Source organism: Actinomadura chokoriensis (assembly GCF_039529475.1).
Taxonomy (GTDB): domain Bacteria; phylum Actinomycetota; class Actinomycetes; order Streptosporangiales; family Streptosporangiaceae; genus Spirillospora; species Spirillospora bangladeshensis.
On record NZ_BAAAMW010000043.1, the window covers coordinates 1 to 19,121 of the forward strand.

A 19,121-nucleotide genomic window follows, 5' to 3' on the forward strand; every position below is an offset into this window, starting at 1 on the left:
GGACGCGCCGTCCGGGACCGCCCAGCGGGTGTGGGTGGCGTGCGCGGCCTCGTGTGTCAGGACGCCCCACAGGGCGGGGTAGCGGTCGCGGTCGGCGGGCCAGGACGGGTCGCACGTGGCCGGGTCCTGCCGCAGGTGGGTGCCGTCGAGTTCGATGGTGGCCAGCGACGGGACGAAACAACCCGGGGCGCCTCGCCCGAGGCCGGGCGCACACTGCACGGTGAGGTCTTCGCGGTCGGTGAGGTCGGTCACGGCGTCGGTGAACGCCGCCGACAGCCGCAGCCACGCCCCGCCCAACCCGCTCACCGGCGCGGGCGCCGGAACCGGTGCCGGTGTGGTGGGGGCGGTGGTGGCCGGTCCGGTGCCGGACGGCGCGGCGGGCGGGGCGGTGGGTGTGGGGATGACGTGCGTTGCCATGGTTTCCTCCGTGCGGGTGCGTGCGGTCGCGGTGCGGTGAACGCGCCGGGGTGGGCGGGTGCGGGTTAGATTTGCTGGCCGAGGGCCAGTGGGGCGACCGTGCGCCCGTAGACGGCGGACACGACCTCGGCGACCACGTCGCGGTCCTCTTCGGGGGCGATGCCGAGAAGGTTGGCCACCGCGGCCTCGGGCCCCAGGACCCCGGACACCTTTTGGAAGGCGATCAGTTCGCGGAGTTGCGGCGCCCATCCGATCTCGCCGGATTCCTGACGGCGGGCCAGGTTGCGCGCGACGCGCACGGCGCGCGGTTCGATGTCCAGCGTGCGGGCGAGGTCGTAGTCGGTCGACACCCGGATTTGCGCGGCGAACCGTGAGGCGAGGGCCTCGGTGAGCACGGCGCCGTGAACGCCGGGGTTGTGACCGGCGACCACGTAGAACCCCTCGGCGGCGGTGATCGTCTCGCCCTTGTGCGCCTTGACGGTGATCTGCCGCCGCCCGTCCATCGCCGGATACACCACGGCCAGCACCTTCGGGGAGATGAGGGTGGCGTCGTCGATGAGCAGGGCGCGGCCCTCGGTCATCGCGGTGATCAGCGGCCCGTACACGAACTCGTAACCGCCGCCGGGCGCCTGGGTGTACTCGCCGACGAAATCGGCGACGGCGGTGTCCCCGTCCCCGGCAACCGTGATCAGGTCCGGGAACGCCGCCTCGACCAGGGACGTCTTCCCCGTCCCGGGCGGACCGTACAGCAGGGCCGGGATGGACGCCTCACGCAGCCGCTGCAGCGCCGCCACGTCCGGCAGGTCCGCCAACCGGCGCGGGTGGTAGGTCTGACCGTTCGGCCGCACCACCGGCCCCACCGGCGCCTTCCCGCCCTTCCCGGACGCCCCCGAGGCGCCCGACGTGCCGGACGTCGGCGCGGGCCCGGCCTTCGCGGGTACGGGCGTGGGCGCTGGGGCGGGCACGGCGGCGTGTGCGGGTGCCGCCGTCCGGGTGCGTGACGTTCGGCCGCCCTTGGTGGCGTCGGCGGTGGTCGTGGTGGCCCGGTACCGGCGCGGGCGGGCCGCCACCAGCTCGGCCTGTCCCCGGTCGGTCAGCACCGTCAGTGCGTTACTGATCGCACCGGCCGACCGGGTCAGCCTCCGGGAGATCTCACCCGGCGTGAACGCCTCGCCGGGGTGGTCGACCAGGATTGCCGCCACCCTGCGGCGCAGCTCACCCTGCCCCAGGCGACCGGCGCCACCGGGCTCGGGCGCCGTGGTCGCAGCGGTGGTCGGCGCGGTGCTGGTCGTGGTGGCGGGAACGGCGGTCATCGCATGGCTCCTAGCTGTGTGCGGGTGGTCGGGACGCCGGGGGCGGGCGGGTAGCACGGCAGCCCGCCCCCAGTGGCGGTCGGTGCGGACGGTCAGCGCCCGGTGCGCTTGCCGGTGCGCTTGGCGGGGCGGGCGGTAGTGGTGAACCGGCGGGGGCGTTCGCACACCAACTCGGCCTCACCGGCCTCGGTCAGCCGGTCCAGGGCGTTGGACACCGCCCCCGCCGAGTGCCCGATCACCTTGGCGATCTCGTGCGGGGTGAACGCCGCGCCCCGGTGCCCGGTGAGATGCGCGGCGACCTTCGCGCGCATCTCACCCGGCGCCGAACGCGGCGCGCCCGACGCGGTGCGCGGGCGCCCGTTGGCGGCGGCGCGCACCAGCCGCCGCACCAACCCCGACCCGCTGTAGGCGCCCTCGGCCGCCGACAGCGCCGCCGCACCGTCCCCGGCGTCCAGCGCGGTCAACGCCGCCCCGATGGCGTCCTGCAGCGCGGTCAGCGCGTCCCGCGCCTCGGCCACCGCCGCCGCGTCCATCCCCGCCCCCGCATCCCCGGCGTCCGTGGACTCGGTGGCGGGCATGTCACCGGCGGGGGCGGTGCCCATGCCAGTCGGCACGTCGGCGGTGTCCTGGTCGGTGGCGGGCGCCTCGGTCGGCGCGTCCTGCCCGGTGGCGGTGTCGTCGCCGGTCGGCGCGTTTGGGGCGGACACGTCCGGCGTGTGGTCGGTGGCCGGAGTGCCGTCGGTGGTGGCGGTGACGGGGTGCCAGGTGTCGGGCTGGCGCTTCCCGCCGTCCCGACCGCCGCGCGTCCGGGCGGCGCGCCCATCGCCCTCCAGGGCGGTCAGCGTCCGTGTGACGGTGGCGCGGCTGACACCCGACGCCTCGGCCAGCGTGGTCACGGTCGCACCCGGGTTGCCCGTCAGCGCGTCCCACACGTCCCCAGCCGCACCGGACGGGCGCGCCCCGCCCGTGACAGCGGCGGCGCCGTTTCCGGCGTTCTCGGTGCCCGTGACGCCGTTCCCGGCGGCACCATTTCCGGTGATGTTCTTCGCGGCCATTTCGTCTCCCATTCGATGTGACCGGCGACCGGAATTCCGGCGCCGTTCCCGTTCATCGGGAGCTCGACCATTTCTCGATGCCACGCCACTAGGCAAGCACCTTCGGCCACATTTTTAGTCACCTCAACGGCTGAACAACCTAACCAATCCCGCCCGCACCCGCTAAACCCGCCCGACAGTAAAGCAGATTTGCACCAATTCACACCCGGGCACCTCATCACGCGCACCTTTTCGAAGGTCCGTTCACCAAAAGGCGCGATTCACGGGGACGGCGACACCTCGCATGAGGCGTTTCACGCCTTTCTCGCCTCGCCGCCTCACCGCCTCACCGGGCCACGGCGACCTCGCGCCTAGGGCGGAGGGCTACGCGCCGCACGGCCGCAGGCGGGCCGGTCAGTAGACGGTTATGTCGATGGGGGAGGGAGGGGGCAGGCTGGCCGGAGAACATAAGAAGGAGCAGGGGGAAACCAGAGCCCACATCGCGAACTATTACCAGGGGTCGTCCTGGTGACGAGTCGGGCACACGAACAGAACATGCAGCAGCATGTCTACCTGCGCCGACAGCCGCATCAGGGGGTTCTGGTGATAGACAGAAGCCCGAGAAGAACCCCGAAAAGAAGAACGAAAAGAACCCCGAAAGACATGGCCCATATGTGCGGGCGCCCGGAGACAGAAGCGAAGAAGCCAACGCAAACAGGGGCGAGCTCCGCCTGCGGACCGAGAGGCAACAAGTCTGCAGACGGAGCCTCGCCCTCCAGGGGCCTGCTCTACGCTGTCCCCTGAGGGGCCAGCCTGCTAATCCCAGGCTGGGCCCTCCCTCATGACGCCAGGGGCGCCTCCCCCGCAGGTCCCGCAGCCGCCCTCCCACGCAGGTCGACGTCTGCCCAGACTGTGTGACCAGTGTCCGTGCTGCCGTGGATTCCCACCGCGAGCGCGAGTCTGGACACCATCAGCAGGCCCCGCCCGTTCACCCGGGGTTCGCAGCCCGGCTGCTCGGAACGGATGGTCGGAATGCAGCCGCCGCCCAGATCGGTGACCGCGATGTAGGCGACGTCCTGCAGGGTGACCTCGAGTCCGAACCATCCTCCCTGGTAGCCCGACCGGGTGTGGAGGACGGCGTTACCCGCCAACTCGGCTACCACGACCGCCACGTCCTCCTCCCGCCCGGTTCCGGCGAACAGGGATGCCGTGAGTTGTCTGGCCGCGGCCACCTGGTCCGCCCGGCCGGAGAAGACCCGACGCCACCGCATCGGCTCTGAACCCCACAGCCATTCGCCTGCGGAGCACATGCTCCAACCTTTCGATGCCATTTCGGTCCCTTCTTCTTTCGTTGTCGTTCGGCCGGGCCGCCAGCCGCACCGCAGCCCGGTTGAAAACGCATTAGTGCTTGGCTCTTCACCGTCCGTCAAGTCGAACACCGTCGCCCTTGCCCCTCACCGCGAGGTTGGCCGAAAACAGCCGGCGAGGCCGTGCTACAGCCGCAACGGAGCCGAAACCGGCACAGATGGCGCTCGTTGTCCACGCCGTCGACCTACTGGGCCCCGTCGCTGTGACCTGGCACGCGCTCAGGACCATGGCCGCCGGATGTCCCGGTCCGCTGAGACTGCGTGGCCATACGCGCATGCCAACACCCGTCCGACATCTACGACGCCACCGTCTGCCCCGGCCAGCGACCCGACCCGCGATCGGATGACCTCGCCGCGCTCTGGGCCGCGACCCGAGAGATGCCCACCGGGCATGAGGCGAGGCTCCCACCGACTGCTGCTCCAGCGCACACAAGGTCCGCTACCGACCCTTTACCGAGCAAACCCGTGATCGGTGAAGGCCCAGGTAGACGGCCTTTTAAGCAGGGACCTGGCTTTACCGGCGGCGCGCGAGCACGAGCTGCCATCCGTGTTCACGCAGGTCAGCGCGATTTCAAGCAGCTCGTGAGCACTTCGTGAGCAGCCCCTGCTGCTCACGAAGTGCTCACGAAGTGCACGTGCCGCATCAGAGACCTGACGCCATCGAATCGTCACGACCTTCGGGGGCGTCATGACCAACCGCAAGAACCACGACCAGCTTCTCACCGGGACGGCCGCGGAAATGGGTACCGGCCGTGCGCTGAACGTCGCCGAGCGTTCATTCCAGCTCCTCATGGCTGGTCCGCGACCGCTGGCTGTGGATGGAAGCGCGATAGGGCATGGCCTCCCTGCCCGCTCCGTGGACTTGGGCGAGCTGCAGACGCTTCTTCTATCGCCGGCCGCATCTGATGAGCTGAAGGACGTGGTCTGGCGCGTTCTCGTCGTCCGTGCGCGCCAGGGTGACCCGGCGTGGGTGGTCGGATGCGTCGGGGTCGCGATGCCGGGCTTGAAGAACACGGCCGCTCAAGTGATCCGGATGAGCCCGCACGGGCTCATCGACGACATCGTGTCGGAGCTGCTCACCGAGTTCGTCGCGCAGTTGGCGCGCATCGACCTCGATGGCCGGCACATCGCCGCGCGGCTGATGCAGTGGGCGCGCAAGGGCGCCTTCCGCGCACGGTGCCGTGCGGTCCGCGAGCTGCCCACCGACCCCCACGAGTTGGGTGAACACAGATCCTCGCCGGACGTCGACCTGGCCGACCTGGTGCGGGACGCGGCGAACCAGCGTGTCATCACACGGGAAGACGCCGATCTGATCATCGCCACACGGCTGCAGGGTCGATCCGTCCAGGACCTTGCCCAAGCGCGGGACATCGAGGCGTGGCGGTTGTACACAGGCCGGCAGGCCGCCGAGGCCGAACTCGCCGCCGCAATCCGGGACTGCCGTGTCTCCGTGGAGAGCATTTCTCCCGGGCTGGCGTTGTGACCCGTTGACGAGCCTGCAGCGCATCTTCACATTGCCGCCATTTGGGCTATATAGCGCATAAGGCGATGTGAATGGAGTCAGATGCACGGGGATTTACCATCATGGCGGCGTGACGCCAAGGGAGGCCTTGCCCTGTGCACCTACGATCGCTCGATGTCGCAATCACTCCTCCCGCTCCGGCAACGCGTGAGGGCAAACGCAAGTGATCAAGACCATGGAGGTGGGAACGTGCCTGGGATCGGTCGAGAGTCGGTTCCTCGGATCTGCTGGATCGGCGCGGCAGGTGCCGTGTTGGCGCTATCGGGATGCACCGGCGGGCAGCAGGCAGTCGCCTTGCCGTCGTCGACCACTTCTGCGACACCCCTGGTCTCGTCTACCGAAGCCGACAAGAGGGCCGCCGAGTCGGCTTACAGGAATTTCGTCGCGATGCTGAGCCGTGCGGACTCCCTGCCCTCCAGTTCCCGCAAGCAGCAACTCGCCGCCGTTATGGCCGAACCTCAACTCTCGCGAGTACTGAAACGCATAGGGGAGATGAAGAAGCAGAATCTCACCACGTACGGCACCATCATCGTGCACATCAAGAGCGTCGAGCTCACCACAAACGGCTCCACGGTGCTCGACTGCCAGGACACCCGGAACGCGGGGCTCGTCAATTCGGTCACGAAGAACAAAGTAAACCGCGGCATCAAGGAGGAAAGTACCAAGACCCTGCTCGTCAAGGGCCAGGACGGGAAGTGGCGAGTCAGCAAGAGCATCTCCCTTGGAGAGGGGTGCTGACTTGGACACGCTGCTACCGATGTTCATGGGAGTCGTCACCTCCGTTACCTCCTTCTTGGCGCCACCACCTCGTGATCCGACACCGCCGACTATCAACAGCTTCAGCTACAAGTTCGGGGCGAGTGACGATGGGAACGCTCCATCCTCTTCGCCGTCTGCCCCGAAGACTGGTTCACAGGTAGCCGAGGATTCGGACCAGATGGGGCCCCACGATTGCCGGACGTTGAGCGACAACGTCCAGGTCTGCGAGCCGGCAGACGGTGGTAAGGCACGCAAGGTCTCGCCTGCCGAGTTGGCGTTGGCCAAGTGGGCGCGGATGCCGATTCCTGCACCGGTGGTGCGGACGGCTCCGCCGCGTGGCTCGGGCGGGCTGGTGGGGTTGCCGGAATGGTTCTGGGTGACCAACTGGCATACGCGGAGCGGACGTGTCGCGGCTCGCGGCGTCTGGGTCGTGGTGACCGCCCGCCCTCAGAGCATGACCATCGATCCCGGTCACGGAAGGCCGGTCGTCCGGTGCTCCGGTCCGGGCACGGCCTATGACAAGTCGCGAGCGGCCGCGGCGCAACGCACCGACTGCTCCTACACCTTCTCGCAGTCGTCGCTTCACGAGCCTGGCCGGGCTTACCGCGTGCAGGTGTCGGTGACGTGGGGCGGTACCTGGCGCGGTTCGGACGGGTCGGGGGGCGTGCTTCCGCCGCTGTCGCGGTCGACCACGTTCCGGCTGCGGGTGGCCGAGGCGCAGAGCTTGTACGGATGAGGAGAAGCATGAAGTCGAGGACAAGGACGTTGCCCAGGCCGCGCCTACCGAAGGCGGCAGGCGACCCGGTGCATGCGGCGTCGGGACGGCTGCCGCGGCAACGCCGACCGCTGTGGATAGGCAGCGGAATGCTCCTGGTACTGGGCGCTGTGGTCGCGAACGTGCACCTGGTCCAAGCGTCTGGTCATCGCGTCCCGGTCGTCCTGCTGGTGCGCGATGTCCCGGTGGGGCACAAGATCGTCCAAGCGGACCTCGCAGTGACCCAGGCGGCAGTTGATCCCGCTGTTGCGACGGTTCCCGGGCGGCAGCTCGGGCAAGCCGTCGGTCGCAGAGCGGCGGTCAGCCTGCGGAAGGGATCGCTGCTGACGGCGTCGCAGCTTACGGCGGAGGCGAGCCCGCAGCGAGGCCAAGCACTGGTGTCCATCCCGTTGAAGTCCGGCATGCTGCCGCCACGGCTTGCACCGGCCTGGAAGGTCCGGGTCGTGTTCGCCTCCGGCAGCCAAGGCCGGGCAGCCGGAGACGCCACGGCACAGGACCGCCAGATCACCACTCTGCGGGACGTCCCTGCGGTGGTCGACGAAGTGGACGGCCCGGATGCAGAGGGCGCGATGACGGTGTCGCTTCTGGTGGCCGATTCCGACAGTTCGACGGTGGCGCGAGAGGCGGCAGCCGGGCGCGTGGTGCTCGTGGTGACCGAGAGGCGAGGCTGACCATGGCGCTGTACTGCGTGATCTCGCCAGGTGGATCGCCGGGAGCGACCACCACGGCGCTGGGCCTGGCCCTGACGTGGCCCGGCCGGGTGCTGCTGGCCGAATGCGACCCGATGGGGCGCCGCGTCCTACCCGGCTTCATGGCCGATCAGCTGCGCGGATCCGCCGGCCCTGGGCTGTTGGGCCTGGCGATGGCCGCCGAGGCCGAATCTGGCGCTCCCGTTCCGCTGGACGACTACACCGTGCCGATCGTGGACGACGACCGCGTTCGGCTGCTGCATGGCGTGCGCGATCCGCGGCACGGATGTCGGTTGGAGTCGTTCTGGCGTCGCCTGGCCGAAGCGGCGGTGGCTCGGGACGGCGATGTGATCGCGGACCTGGGGAGGGTCGGTGGCAGGGATACACCGGAGGAGCTACTACAGGCTGCCCAGGCGGTCGTCATGGTGCTGAAACCCACGCTGCCGCAGGTCGACGCAGCAGCACCCCGACTGGACGCGCTGAAGGGATTGCTCGCCGAGCGCGGGACGGCAGGGTTGTGCCTGGTGGCGGACGGCCCCTACGGCGCAGCGGAGGTGGAGCGAGTCCTCGGCGTACCGGTACTGGGCGAATTGCCGCACTCGCCATCTGAAGCACGGGTGCTGTCCGATGGCGCCCGTCCACGGGTGTCGTTCAAGACCTCGCTGCTGATGCGATCAATCGGCAGTCTGGGTCGGCGACTCCGCTCGGCCGAAGCCAGGGTCTCAGAGGCCGCCCCTGCTGTTCAGCGAGTTGCTCTATGACCGGGCCGGGCTGGACGTCGATAAGTCTGCAGGGCATCCAGAATGGCTCTCCGGTTTCCTCCGGCCGCGCCTCCCAGGGGCAGCCTCCTGGGAACGGGCCCGTCGTGTGGACGGCGGTGCGGGATGTGTCGGCGCAATTGGTGGACGTCCTCGGGGACGGCGTGGATCGTGTGCGAGCGCGCCAACTCATCGACTCCCAGGTGCAGGCGTGGACGGACCAGCAACTGAAGCTCGGTCGAGTGGTGTCCGCGGAGGAACAGCGTCACGTGGGGCAGTTGGTGTTCGACCGGCGGTTCGGGCTCGGCCCGTTGCAGCCCTACCTCGAACGCTCCGATGTGGAGAACATCGTCGTCAACGGCTGCCGACAGACCTGGGTGTCCTACACCGACGGTTCGAAGAAGGCGGGCCCGCCGGTCGCCGAGACCGATGACGACCTCATCGAGTGGGTCCAGCTGCTGGCACGGCGCGGGAACACCGGGCGGGAGTTCTCCCATGCCTCGCCGCTACTGGACGTCGCCCTCGCGGACGGGGTGCGGTTGGCGGTGGTGGGTTGGGTGTCGCGGCATCCGCATCTGGCGATCCGTATGCACCGCCTTGTGGACGTCACGCTCCCGCAGCTCACCCGTCTGGGGACCCTGACCGAACCGCTGGAGCAGTTCCTGCGCGCCGCGATCCGGGCACGCCGGAACATCATCGTGTGCGGCGAGGTCAACACCGGCAAGACCACCCTTGTGCGCGCCCTGGCCAACGAGATCCCACCCGAGGAACGGCTCATCACGTTGGAGAGCGACTTCGAGCTGTTCCTGGACGACCCGCGGCTCGCGCATCGCCATCACGATGTCGTCGCTATGGAGGCCCGCCACGCCAATGCCGAGGGCGCGGGCGAGGTCCGCTTGCAGGACCTGGTGCCGGCGTGCCTGCGCCTGAATCCCGACCGGGTGATCGTGGGTGAGGCCCGACACGGGGAGCTGGCACCGATGCTGGAGGTGATGTACTCCGGGGCCCGCGGCTCGATGTGCACCCTTCACGTCCACCGACCCGAACATGTCTTCAGCCGCGTTGTCCAGCTCGGACGCCGCGCCGACCTCGGCCTGGGCGCCGATGACGTGCACCTGATGTTCGGGCTCGCCGAGCCGTTGATCGTCTACCTGCAGCGGGACCAGGCGACCAACGAACGATTCGTCTCCCAGGTGATGGAGATCGGGCCCCCGGCAGACTCGACCGAACCGACCCGCAATTTCGTCTTCGCTCCCGGGTCTGATGGGCGCGCCACGCCTGTCGGCGGACACATCAGCGCGGCGCTGCTGGACGACCTCGCAGCGCAGGGATTCAACCCCGCCCTGCTCCGATCCGGCACGGACACGGAGGGATGGTTGTGACACCGGTACTCGCCGCCCTCTCCGTACTGTGCGCCGTTGGAGGCGTCTTGGCGATGGTGGCTGGACTAGAAGGAACCCATCCTGCGGAACGACGGACACGTCCGCCATCGCGGCTATGGGGGTTCCTGCGCTCGCCGCAGTGGCCTGGGCGCCGTAACCGGTTGGCTGCCGGTGCCGTGGTGGCCCTCGCAGTGCTGTCGCTGTCGGGATGGCCGGTCGCGGCCCTCTCGATCGGGGCTGGGGTGTATGCGGTGCCGCCGATGCTGTCGGGGCGGGCACCGCAACGCCGGATCGCGCGGCTGGAGGCACTGGCGCAGTGGTCACGGCGCCTGGCGGAGATGATGGGTGCCAGTCGCGGCCTGGAGCAGGCCCTAGCCGACAGCGCGCGCATCGCCCCCGAGGAGATCCGCGCGCCGGTGTCCGTCCTGGCGGAACGGTTGAACAACCACGCCAACACCGAGCAGGCGTTGCGGGCGTTCGCCGACGAACTGGACGACCCGATCGCCGATCTGATCGCCTGTTCGCTGGTGCTGGCCTCACGTCGGCGCGGTCCCGGGACGCGGGAGGCGTTGCGGCTACTGGCCGACGCAGTGGAACACGAGGTGCTCGTCCGCCGGGACGTCGAAGCCGAGCGAGCCGGGTTGCGCACGACTCTGATCGTCATCGTGGGCTCCGTCATCGCCTTGAGCGCGTTGTTCGCCTCGTCCCAGACGTTCGCCGCACCCTACGGCACCGCGCTCGGGCAGACAGTCCTCGCAGCGGTCGCGGCGCTCTATGGGGCCGGGCTCTGGTGGATGCGGAAGCTGTCCGTCCTGTCGACCGGCGCACGGTTCCTGCGCACTCGTCCAGCCGCCGTCGTTGAGGGGACGGAGCGGTGATCGGAGCCGCCGTCACCGGGTGCCTGGGCGCCGTCGGCCTCATCGTGGTCATCCGCGAGCTACGGCCCGCACCCCCGCGTCTGGACGCCGCCTTGGCCCGCATTGAGCCCACGCTGGTCCCCTCGCCACCGGCCGATGACCTGCGCACCGATGCGCGCCTTGGAAGGTGGCTGGCGGAACGAGTTGCACGCCCGGCCGGGATGCTCGCCATCCCGCGCGCCGACCTGGCACTGCTCGAACACCCGGTCGAGCGGTTCATGCTCGACAAGCTGGCCCTGCTCACCACCGGACTCCTCATACCACCGCTCTTCAGCGGCCTGGTGATCCTGGCGGGAGGCTCCCCAGGGTGGACGTTCCCGGCCGTCACCGGGCTCGCCTTGGGCGCAGTGCTGTGGCTGGCCCCGGACTGGAACGTGCGGTCTCAGGCGCGCCGGCGCCGCCGGGACTTCCGGTACGCCTTCACCTCCTACCTTCAACTCGTCGTCCTGGAGCGCGAGGCCGGGGCCGCGTTGAACGCCGCACTGGAGAACCCGGCGAAGATCACTGACGGGTGGCCGTTCCGGCGCGTGCACGAGGCGCTGACACGTGCCCGGCATGCCCAGCAGCAGCCTTGGCGAGCCCTGAAGGGGCTCGGCGAGGAGATCGGCGTCCGCGACCTGATCGACCTGGCGCACACGGCCGAGATCGCCGGGAGCGAGGGCGCCAAGATGCACGACGTCCTGGTCGCCAAGATCACCTCAATGCGGCACGAGGCGTCCGCCGCCGCACGCGCCGAAGCCAACTCCCGCACCACCGCCATGTGGGTACCGACCAGCCTGCTCATGCTCGGCTTCGTCATCCTGGTCGGCTTCCCGTTCTTCTCCAAACTCCTGGCATCCGGCTGAGCACCCGCACTTCCACACACCAGCACTGCAACGCGCGACGTATCGGGGGACCATGAACACACTCAACGCTGCGGTGATCCGCGCCGCACTCGCCGTCCAGACCCGACACCGGCAGCTCGCCATCAGCCTGCGCGACCGAGGCGACCGCGGCTCGGGCGTGGTCGAGACGATCATCCTCGTCGCGGGCTTCGCCGGGCTGGCATTCGTCGTCTACATGGCGGTGTCCAGCAAGGTGCACAGCTGGATCGACAAGATCCCCGGCTCCACCAGCCCGTGAACACCTGTAAGCCGAACCGGTGGCAGCGCGACAAGGGCTCGGCGGCCGTCGCGACAGCCATCACCTTCCCCATTGTGGGGCTGCTCTTCCTTGCCCTCGCCCAGGCGGTGATGGTGGCGGTCGCCCGCGATGTGGCGCAGGCGGCCGCCGAGGAAGGACTCCGCGTCGCCCGCGCCCGCCACGGCACTTTCGCGCAAGGCCAAGCCGCCGCAAGATCCTTCGCCCGAGGCGCACCCGTCCTGCAAACGCCCACCGTCACCGTGTCCGGTGCCAACACCATCACCGTCAGGGTGACCGGCAGCGCGCCATCGCTGCTGCCAGGCGTCGACATCGCCGTTTCCAAGAGCGTGCGCGGCGTTCGTGAACGCTTCACGACCCCGGGACCGACATGACTACAAGAGATCGAAGGACGCTCAAACAGACCGTAACCGAGGCAGGAGACGCGGGGAACGCGGTGGTCGAGACCGCCATCCTGGCACCGCTGTTCATTACGTTCCTGGCCGGGCTGCTGGTGGCGATGCGGGTCGTGCACGGCAGCGCCATAGTCACGCAAGCCGCCGCCGACGCTGCACGCCAAGCCTCCATCGCCCGCACCGCCGGCCAAGCCCGAGCCGGTGCGGTCAGCAGCGCAATGGAGACACTGCGCGACCGCGGTCTGCACTGTACGCCGTCCGTACAACTCGACCTGTCCGGCTTCAGCCGTCCAGTCGGGCAGCCGGCCACAGTGTCCGCACGCGTGACCTGCGTGATCCGGCTAAGCGACCTTGCGTTGCCCGGACTGCCCGGTGCCCGAACGGTCACCAAGACCCACCGATCGCCCATCGATCCCTACCGAGCCAATGTGCTCGGGTTCGCAGATCCTGAACCGGTTGTCGCCCTGGGCCGCAGTTCGGAGCACCGTGATGGGCCTTCTTAGGGGCGCCGGTCCGGTGAGCTGGCGCTCACGAGGCGGCCAGAAGGTTCTCGATCCAGCGGCTGATCACGGGAGCGTCAGCGTCTTCGCCGTCATCATCACGTTGGTCGTCGTGGTGTTCTTCGGCGCGGTCGTCGACGTCGAGCAGATCCTCGAAGCGCGGCAGAACGCCAACACCGCCGCCCAGGAAGCAGCCCGCGCCGGTGCCGGGCTCGTGGACCGGGACCGTGCCTATACCAGCGGCAAGTTCACCGTCGATCGCCAGTCCGCAATGCGCGCCGCTCGCTCCTACCTGCAGGCCGGTGGTTACCGGGGCACCGTGTCCACGGCCGGTGCCCGCAGCATCCGAGTCCACGTCTCGGTCACCCGGCCCGCGCACTTCCTATCGGTGATCGGGATCTCCACGCTGCACGCCGATGCCACAGCGACCGCAAGTCTGACCACCCGAGTGGAAGGAACCCGCCAGCCGTGACCTACACCGGCACAAGCCGCCTCGCCGACTTCATGCGCGGGCTCGGCGCACTTGCTGTCTTCATGGTCCTCTTGGTCGGATTCCCGATCGGTCTATATGCGATCGCCGGATCTCCCATCCCGGACAGGATTCCGTCCTGGGAGGCAATCAGCACGATCCTGATGCGCCCCGACTACGACAATCGGGTCTTCCTCACGATCTTTACGCTGATCTGTTGGGGCACTTGGTGCCTGCTCGTCCTCACCAGCATCGCCGAAGTGATCGGCTTCCTGGCCGAACGTTCCACGTCCGGCCTGCCGCGCCCGATCCGGCCGCTTCAGCAACTGATCCGAGATCTAGTCGCCACCGCAGCCCTCACCTTCTCCACCGCCGCATCCATCGCTGGCTCGGCATCCGCCACGACGCCCCCGCAGGCCGCAACCGGGGTCCACCCCGAACCGGGCACCACGGGGCACCGGTCGGCCGAACCCAGCGAACCGGCAGCGAGTCCGCCGGGCTCCGATTGGACACCGCTGCTCGCCGACCAAGCCCCGCCCGTCCAAGAGCCTGAGCATCCTTGGCGAACCCGCACCGTCGAGCAGGGTGACACGCTGTGGGACATCGCCCGCCGCACCTACGGCTCCGGCGTCCTCTACCCCAAGATCTTCGAGAGCAGCCAGGGCATCGACCAGCCCGACGGCCTCCCACCTCTGACCGATCCCGACGTCCTCCACCCCGGCCAGCGAATCCGGCTTCCGCGGCTCGGCGAGCCGAGCGACGCACCTTCATCGCCGCGAACCACCTCATCGGATACCACCGCAGACTCCCGCCCAACCGACCAAGACAAGACGGGCGCAACCCGAACTCCGGCGCCGCCTCGATCACCGTTGGCAAAGACAACGCCCACGCAGATACCGAGCCCGGTAGTGGCACCCCCCGCCGAACACCCAACTAGCCCAGCACACCCGACGCTGCATGACCAGAACGACCACCACTCGCCACTGGCGATCTCCCTGCCGTCCGGCTCACGCATCGGCCTCGGCCTCGCCGCTACGCTCAGCGTGGCCGTGGCCGCCACCCGCCTGCACCGACGCCGTCGACGCCCCCTCAACACCGACCCGGGCTCCTTCGGAAGCACGACAGAGCCCCCGCTGCCGGCCCCTGTCCTCAAGGCCCGACAAGCCCACATGAGCACCTACACCGACCACGAGGCGCCCGCCCCATCCGACCCTGAACTCATCCGCCGAGACCTGCCAGCCGCGGAGCCCGACAACATCGTCATAGGCACCCGCGGGAACCACACTGTCGCCGTCTCCCTGCCGGGCCTCAGCCTCGGCCTGTCCGGAGACGGCGCCCACCCCGCCGCACGCGCCATCACCACCGAACTCCTCCCCAAGACCCGCCGCTACCGCGCCGAGATCGTAATCCCGCAAACCGACGCCCAAGCGCTCTTCCCCGGGACCGATATCACCGGACTAGCCGCGGCACTCGAGGGCCTGATCACCACGCCCTCCCTGAAGGAAGCCATCGAACATCTAGAGACTGAACTCCTCCGCCGCACCCGGCTGCGCCAGATGGCCGAGCTGCCTGACGTGCCCGCTCTGCGCATCGACGACCCCGCCGAACCGCTGCCAACGATGCTCCTTGTGGCGGCGGTCCCCGCGCAAGATGCAGCAACCGTGCATGCCCTCGCAACACTCGGCCGCCGTCACAGCATCGGCGCGCTACTCCTCGGCGTCTGTGCACCCGGCACCAGCCTGAACCTAGCAAGTGATGGAGTTGTAACGGGCGCCGACGGGCCCGACGCCGACCAGTTCACCGGAGCACGCCTGTTCCACCTGACCGCCGACGACGCCTCCGGGATGCTGCAAACCATTCAAGCCGCCACCGGCACGGAACCCGATGTTTCCCCGCCCACAGCGAGCACCGACACCCCTCCGGAGCCCGCGCCAGAGAGTGCAGCCTCCCTCGTCCCGTCGCCTCGTCCCTCCCAAAGCCATCAAGCTCCTGCACACCTTCAGGTACTTGGACCAGTCCTTCTACATACCTCGAACGGCCCCATCACCTCCGGCCTGCGCAAGTCCGCCAAACAGTTGCTCGCCTACCTCGCCCTGCATCCCAACGGCGTCACCCGCGACCAAGCCACCGGCGCGCTGTGGCCCGACCTCACACCCGAGTCCGCAGTCATCCAGTTCAATACCGCCACCACCAACATACGGAAGGTCCTGCGCGCGGTAACCGGACTAACCGAACCCAAGTACATCCTCCACGCCGCCGGCCAATATCGCATCGACCCCGACCTCATCGACGTCGACCTCTGGCAGCTAACCACCACCCTCATGGACGCCGAACGGGCCGCCGACGATACAGAGCGAATCAACACTCTCGCGTCGGTCAGTGACATCTACACCGGCGGGTTCGCCAGCGGTTACGAGCACGAATGGGCCAACGCCCACCGCGAATACCTCCGCCGCGCCGTCGTCGACGCCCTGTCGTACTTCGTCCAACTCACTCAGGAAACGCAGCCGGAACGTGCGCTCGCCGCCCTCGAACGAGCGATCACCCACGACCCATACTCCGAACCCGTCTACCGAAACGTCATGCGCCTACAAGCCCGCCTCGACCGCCCAGACGCCGTCCGGCGTACCTACCAACTCCTGGCAAGCCGCCTCGACGAAATCGACGCGGAACCCCACGAGGACACCCACCAACTCATGGCCGCCCTTGGCTGCCCAAAGCCAACGTTCAGAGGGAACGATGATAAGTCGACTTCGTCGGCTGGGAAGTGATAGCACTAGACGAGTAGTTCCATGTGTTCAGTGGTCGAACGCGGTCAGTGACCGGGTGATGGGCTGGCCGGTGCGGTGGTTGTACCAGATCGCTGCGGCCATGGCCAGGATGCGCTGGGCGACCCGTATGGCCACGCCTTCGAAGGTGCGCCTGCCGTGTTGTTCCGGGTCGAGTTGGCCTTTGAGGGTGTCGTTGACTGACTCGATGGGCTGACGGACCGGATTAAGCAGGTGCTCGCCAGCTCGGGTTGGTTCGCTGTGCATCGATGGCCGTAGCAGCCGGACACGGGGAAGGCAGGATCGTGCTCGAAGCAGCGGGCTCTGAAGCCCTTGTCGGCGATCAGCAGCGCACACCGGGCCGCTCCGGCGTCGACGTCCGTGGCACTCAATTTCGCCGCGCTCGTCAAACACGTCGCTGGGAGTGACCCGGAGACACAAAACGGACGTGGAGCCGACCGTGAGACCGCGCTCGGGGCTATAGCTTTGAAAGCATCCACCCCGCATCGGGCGGGTGCCCGGATCAGACGGGGACCTTCGCCCAGCAACAGGCGGATCACCGAGGATCACTGATCCTTGTGAAGGATGCTATGCCGTCCGACTTACCCGCAAGTCTCTTGCGTCTTTTCGGCGTGGCGTCCAGAATCTCCCTGGCCTCATGGGTCCATACAGGATTCGACGGGTCGTGATGTCGCAGGCCACCGGGGGTGCAGCGCGCGGATGGTCTCGTAGGCGAGGGTCTGGCGGTCGCAGAGGACACCTTGACCAGGGACGACACGGACGATCATGCCTCCATCCCTGCGTTGGTCGAGCCGCCTATCTCGTGCCAAGCCCGTGTCCCTCGCACCATTGGAAGATTTTCAGGGCGACGTTGGCCGCCTCCAACCTGCCGATCTTGGTGTCGACGGCAGCCTCTTCGAATTGCGCGGCCAGGTCGCGGAGGGCCCCGACGTCACTGATTGTCGCGCTCTCCCGCGCCTTCACCCCGAGTGAGGGAACGATCTGCGCGTCCCGCTGACCGGTGACCGCGGTTTCCACTTGCTGAGCGTACGCGCAGGCACTGACTGTCGCCTGGTCGTAGCTGGGGCGGGGAGAAGCAGGTGAAGTCGCCCATGCCGGTACTGGGTCCGACGTGGCCGAGCTGTTGGGCCAGGCGAGCGCGAGGGTACCCACGATGGCAGCGACAGCGAAGCAACAGACGAGGATTATCGGCAGCGGCATACGCCGTGTAGGGGATGGCATGGCGACAGTTTGAGGTGCTCCGTGTACTGCCATGTGGCAGTGGCCGCTGACGGCCTCGCTGCAACCCATAAGGGGTTACGGGACGTCTGTGGTTCCCAGGCGCGGTACCTCTCCCGCTTGGGGATGACGAACCGATCTATGGGCTCCGCATCTCTTCCTGGCGCCCACCTTGGCAGGGCGCCACGGGCCGGTAGGCCTGGCCGCATACAGCCAGGCCTCCCCCTCATCAGCGCCGCGCTCCTCGTCGCCGGGCTCATCTTCGGCTTCACGCCCTTGAGCAGCCAAGGCACCTCCTGTGGGTCAGCGTTCGCGCCGCGCTCCGAGCAAACCTGGAGGCCCCCGCCCGGTGACTGCGACGCCGTCCGGTCCGTGACCCGCGCGCCGGCGTTGGCGCTGGCGCTGGTCGGCGCCGGCCTGCTCGTCGTCGGGTCGGTCGGGCGGCAGCGGACGGTGCTGGGTCGGCCTGTCGACTGTCAGGGCGACGAAACCTGATCCTCCAAGCCGCCCCACGGCGCAGCGGGTCGAGCTTCAGGACGCCGTGGGAACGAGCGCCAGCGGTTCCGTCTTCCGACGGTTCTGGACGATACTCGGCCGATGCTGGCTTCAGTCGTCTCGCCGGGTGCCTCGTCTCGCGGCCGTCGCCGCCCCGACGTCCTCAAGGCTCGGATCTGCCCCCACCGTAGGTGACATGGCGTGGCGGCGGCTGCGGATTGCGTCACCGTTCCGGGTGAAGATCCTCTTTCAGTGCGGCGGCGATGAGCGGCAGGGCCGCGAGGATGTGTTCTTCGGTCGCGCCCCAGCGGGCGGCGGGCTCACCGGCGTTGAGGTGGTCGTCGCGGCGGTAGGCGCGCCACAACCGCCAGCCTTCGAGGTAGTCCTCGGTAGTCGGGGAGGCGTACCGGTGCGGGCCTTCCTGGCGGTCAGCGAGCTGCTCGGGCATGGAGTCGGCGGCGGCCACCCTAAACGCCGACAGCGGCGTTAGGGGTTAGAGCCGCGGGTCGTCCACCAGGCGGAAACTGCGGAACCCGCTGCCGGTGCGCTCGGCGGTGAACTCTCGGCCAGGCAGCTCGTTGAGGGGCAGGCCAGCGTCACGAGCGATGTCAGAGGCGGGCACCCGCAGTGGGTTGTTGTAGTCGTGGTCAGGGGTGACCAGTTCGGCTTGGTCGCCGAAGGTAAGTAGGACCCGGACGGGGACGCGGTCGTCGATGGGGGGCATGGGTCTCCTCATTCAGGTCGGCCGGATCCGCGCCCACAATCGGCGGACCACAACGGCAGGCCCACACGGTGCGGGGGTTGCTCATGTTGTCCATCGTGCCACCGTGAGGCTACGAAGGCCCGATCGCCTTGGCCCGTGACGGCCGCGTCGGAGACCGGTTCCCCGGCCACGATACCCACAGTTGGTCGCCCTCACCCGACTCTTGGCTTCGTCCTACTGGCGGGGACTCACCATCGGCACCAGCAGCGAGAACAGCACCTTCGTCAACGAAGTCCGTCGCGCAGTGGCTCCCGGATATGTCTGGAACCCCCGCTACTACCACCGATACCTCGACCCGCTCGTCAAACTCTTGCTGAACGATCAGGAACGCCAAGACGCCGCAGACCGGCATCGGTTCACTCCGCCAGAGCCACCAGGCGACACCCTCGAATTCACCGAGATGCGTCACCATAACTGAG

At 68.5% G+C, this 19,121-nt stretch carries 21 protein-coding genes and 1 pseudogene; 14 read left to right on the plus strand and 8 right to left on the minus strand.

All coding sequences use genetic code 11. The annotated features are described in order from the left end of the window. From ABFX46_RS41455 to ABFX46_RS41470, 4 genes are all read right to left on the minus strand, one after another. Window positions 1–417 (minus strand): hypothetical protein (locus ABFX46_RS41455; protein ID WP_428831375.1); only part of this gene is annotated, 417 nt, incomplete at its 3' end. Between the two features lie 65 nt (window positions 418–482). Further along, window positions 483–1,730, minus strand: a complete 1,248-nt coding sequence (locus ABFX46_RS41460; RefSeq protein WP_346049813.1) for an AAA family ATPase — start codon at window positions 1,728–1,730, stop codon at window positions 483–485. Window positions 1,731–1,822: 92 nt separating this feature from the next. Then, the gene (locus tag ABFX46_RS41465; RefSeq protein WP_346049815.1) at window positions 1,823–2,785 is read right to left on the minus strand and encodes a MarR family transcriptional regulator; all 963 of its coding nucleotides are present in this window, start codon (window positions 2,783–2,785) and stop codon (window positions 1,823–1,825) included. 818 nt (window positions 2,786–3,603) lie between these two features. Further along, window positions 3,604–4,074 (minus strand): ATP-binding protein, encoded by a 471-nt coding sequence (locus ABFX46_RS41470; protein WP_346049817.1) that lies wholly within the window; start codon window positions 4,072–4,074, stop codon window positions 3,604–3,606. A gap of 745 nt (window positions 4,075–4,819) precedes the next feature. Here ABFX46_RS41470 and ABFX46_RS41475 point away from each other — a divergent pair. The 13 genes from ABFX46_RS41475 to ABFX46_RS41535 all read left to right on the plus strand — a co-directional run bounded on the left by ABFX46_RS41475 (window position 4,820) and on the right by ABFX46_RS41535 (window position 16,208). Continuing rightward, window positions 4,820–5,614 carry a hypothetical protein gene (locus ABFX46_RS41475; protein WP_346049819.1) on the plus strand — a complete coding sequence of 265 codons (795 nt, stop codon included), beginning with the start codon at window positions 4,820–4,822 and terminating at the stop codon, window positions 5,612–5,614. Window positions 5,615–5,842: 228 nt separating this feature from the next. Beyond that, the gene (locus tag ABFX46_RS41480; RefSeq protein ID WP_346049821.1) at window positions 5,843–6,391 is read left to right on the plus strand and encodes a hypothetical protein; all 549 of its coding nucleotides are present in this window, start codon (window positions 5,843–5,845) and stop codon (window positions 6,389–6,391) included. A 223-nt stretch (window positions 6,392–6,614) separates the two neighbouring features. Continuing rightward, complete coding sequence (locus ABFX46_RS41485) at window positions 6,615–7,148, plus strand: hypothetical protein (protein ID WP_346049823.1); 534 nt, start codon at window positions 6,615–6,617, stop codon at window positions 7,146–7,148. A gap of 128 nt (window positions 7,149–7,276) precedes the next feature. Then, on the plus strand, window positions 7,277–7,858 hold the full coding sequence (locus ABFX46_RS41490) for an SAF domain-containing protein (RefSeq protein ID WP_346049825.1): 582 nt from the start codon (window positions 7,277–7,279) through the stop codon (window positions 7,856–7,858). Between the two features lie 2 nt (window positions 7,859–7,860). Then, window positions 7,861–8,637, plus strand: a complete 777-nt coding sequence (locus ABFX46_RS41495; RefSeq protein ID WP_346049827.1) for a hypothetical protein — start codon at window positions 7,861–7,863, stop codon at window positions 8,635–8,637. Further along, complete coding sequence (locus tag ABFX46_RS41500) at window positions 8,634–10,016, plus strand: TadA family conjugal transfer-associated ATPase (RefSeq protein WP_346049829.1); 1,383 nt, start codon at window positions 8,634–8,636, stop codon at window positions 10,014–10,016. Before ABFX46_RS41495 ends, ABFX46_RS41500 begins: the two co-directional genes overlap by 4 nt. Window positions 10,017–10,195: 179 nt before the next feature. Beyond that, a complete protein-coding gene (locus tag ABFX46_RS41505; RefSeq protein WP_346049831.1) occupies window positions 10,196–10,894 on the plus strand; it encodes a type II secretion system F family protein in 699 nt (232 codons plus the stop codon). Beyond that, on the plus strand, window positions 10,891–11,778 hold the full coding sequence (locus ABFX46_RS41510; protein ID WP_346049833.1) for a hypothetical protein: 888 nt from the start codon (window positions 10,891–10,893) through the stop codon (window positions 11,776–11,778). The genes ABFX46_RS41505 and ABFX46_RS41510 overlap by 4 nt, the downstream gene beginning before the upstream one ends. Window positions 11,779–11,830: 52 nt before the next feature. Continuing rightward, window positions 11,831–12,055, plus strand: a complete 225-nt coding sequence (locus ABFX46_RS41515) for a hypothetical protein (RefSeq protein ID WP_346049835.1) — start codon at window positions 11,831–11,833, stop codon at window positions 12,053–12,055. After that, the gene (locus ABFX46_RS41520) at window positions 12,052–12,447 is read left to right on the plus strand and encodes a TadE/TadG family type IV pilus assembly protein (RefSeq protein ID WP_346049837.1); all 396 of its coding nucleotides are present in this window, start codon (window positions 12,052–12,054) and stop codon (window positions 12,445–12,447) included. Before ABFX46_RS41515 ends, ABFX46_RS41520 begins: the two co-directional genes overlap by 4 nt. Window positions 12,448–12,509: 62 nt before the next feature. Then, on the plus strand, window positions 12,510–12,971 hold the full coding sequence (locus tag ABFX46_RS41525; protein WP_346049838.1) for a TadE/TadG family type IV pilus assembly protein: 462 nt from the start codon (window positions 12,510–12,512) through the stop codon (window positions 12,969–12,971). 13 nt (window positions 12,972–12,984) lie between these two features. Continuing rightward, window positions 12,985–13,440, plus strand: coding sequence for a pilus assembly protein TadG-related protein (locus ABFX46_RS41530; RefSeq protein ID WP_346049840.1), 456 nt, complete (start codon window positions 12,985–12,987; stop codon window positions 13,438–13,440). Next, window positions 13,437–16,208, plus strand: a complete 2,772-nt coding sequence (locus tag ABFX46_RS41535; protein WP_346049842.1) for a BTAD domain-containing putative transcriptional regulator — start codon at window positions 13,437–13,439, stop codon at window positions 16,206–16,208. Before ABFX46_RS41530 ends, ABFX46_RS41535 begins: the two co-directional genes overlap by 4 nt. A 27-nt stretch (window positions 16,209–16,235) precedes the next feature. Here ABFX46_RS41535 and ABFX46_RS43725 read toward each other — a convergent pair. The 4 genes and pseudogenes from ABFX46_RS43725 to ABFX46_RS41550 all read right to left on the minus strand — a co-directional run. Beyond that, window positions 16,236–16,555: pseudogene (locus ABFX46_RS43725) on the minus strand (IS982 family transposase); the annotation flags it as partial. A gap of 466 nt (window positions 16,556–17,021) precedes the next feature. Beyond that, window positions 17,022–17,243, minus strand: coding sequence for a hypothetical protein (locus ABFX46_RS41540; protein ID WP_346049844.1), 222 nt, complete (start codon window positions 17,241–17,243; stop codon window positions 17,022–17,024). Between the two features lie 919 nt (window positions 17,244–18,162). Further along, the gene (locus tag ABFX46_RS41545; RefSeq protein WP_346049846.1) at window positions 18,163–18,405 is read right to left on the minus strand and encodes a hypothetical protein; all 243 of its coding nucleotides are present in this window, start codon (window positions 18,403–18,405) and stop codon (window positions 18,163–18,165) included. A gap of 27 nt (window positions 18,406–18,432) precedes the next feature. Then, window positions 18,433–18,663 (minus strand): hypothetical protein, encoded by a 231-nt coding sequence (locus ABFX46_RS41550; protein ID WP_346049848.1) that lies wholly within the window; start codon window positions 18,661–18,663, stop codon window positions 18,433–18,435. 181 nt (window positions 18,664–18,844) lie between these two features. Between ABFX46_RS41550 and ABFX46_RS41555 the strand changes: the two genes are divergently transcribed. Then, complete coding sequence (locus ABFX46_RS41555; protein ID WP_346049850.1) at window positions 18,845–19,120, plus strand: hypothetical protein; 276 nt, start codon at window positions 18,845–18,847, stop codon at window positions 19,118–19,120. Window position 19,121: the final 1 nt, after the last annotated feature.

Coding starts and splice junctions, on each gene's coding strand:
- ABFX46_RS41475 (WP_346049819.1), top strand. CDS start 4,820: ATGACCAACCGCAAGAACCACGACCAGCTTCTCACCGGGACGGCCGCG.
- ABFX46_RS41460 (WP_346049813.1), bottom strand. CDS start 1,730: ATGACCGCCGTTCCCGCCACCACGACCAGCACCGCGCCGACCACCGCT.
- ABFX46_RS41515 (WP_346049835.1), top strand. CDS start 11,831: ATGAACACACTCAACGCTGCGGTGATCCGCGCCGCACTCGCCGTCCAG.
- ABFX46_RS41490 (WP_346049825.1), top strand. CDS start 7,277: ATGCTCCTGGTACTGGGCGCTGTGGTCGCGAACGTGCACCTGGTCCAA.
- ABFX46_RS41500 (WP_346049829.1), top strand. CDS start 8,634: ATGACCGGGCCGGGCTGGACGTCGATAAGTCTGCAGGGCATCCAGAAT.
- ABFX46_RS41465 (WP_346049815.1), bottom strand. CDS start 2,785: ATGGCCGCGAAGAACATCACCGGAAATGGTGCCGCCGGGAACGGCGTC.
- ABFX46_RS41470 (WP_346049817.1), bottom strand. CDS start 4,074: ATGTGCTCCGCAGGCGAATGGCTGTGGGGTTCAGAGCCGATGCGGTGG.
- ABFX46_RS41550 (WP_346049848.1), bottom strand. CDS start 18,663: ATGCCCCCCATCGACGACCGCGTCCCCGTCCGGGTCCTACTTACCTTC.
- ABFX46_RS41495 (WP_346049827.1), top strand. CDS start 7,861: ATGGCGCTGTACTGCGTGATCTCGCCAGGTGGATCGCCGGGAGCGACC.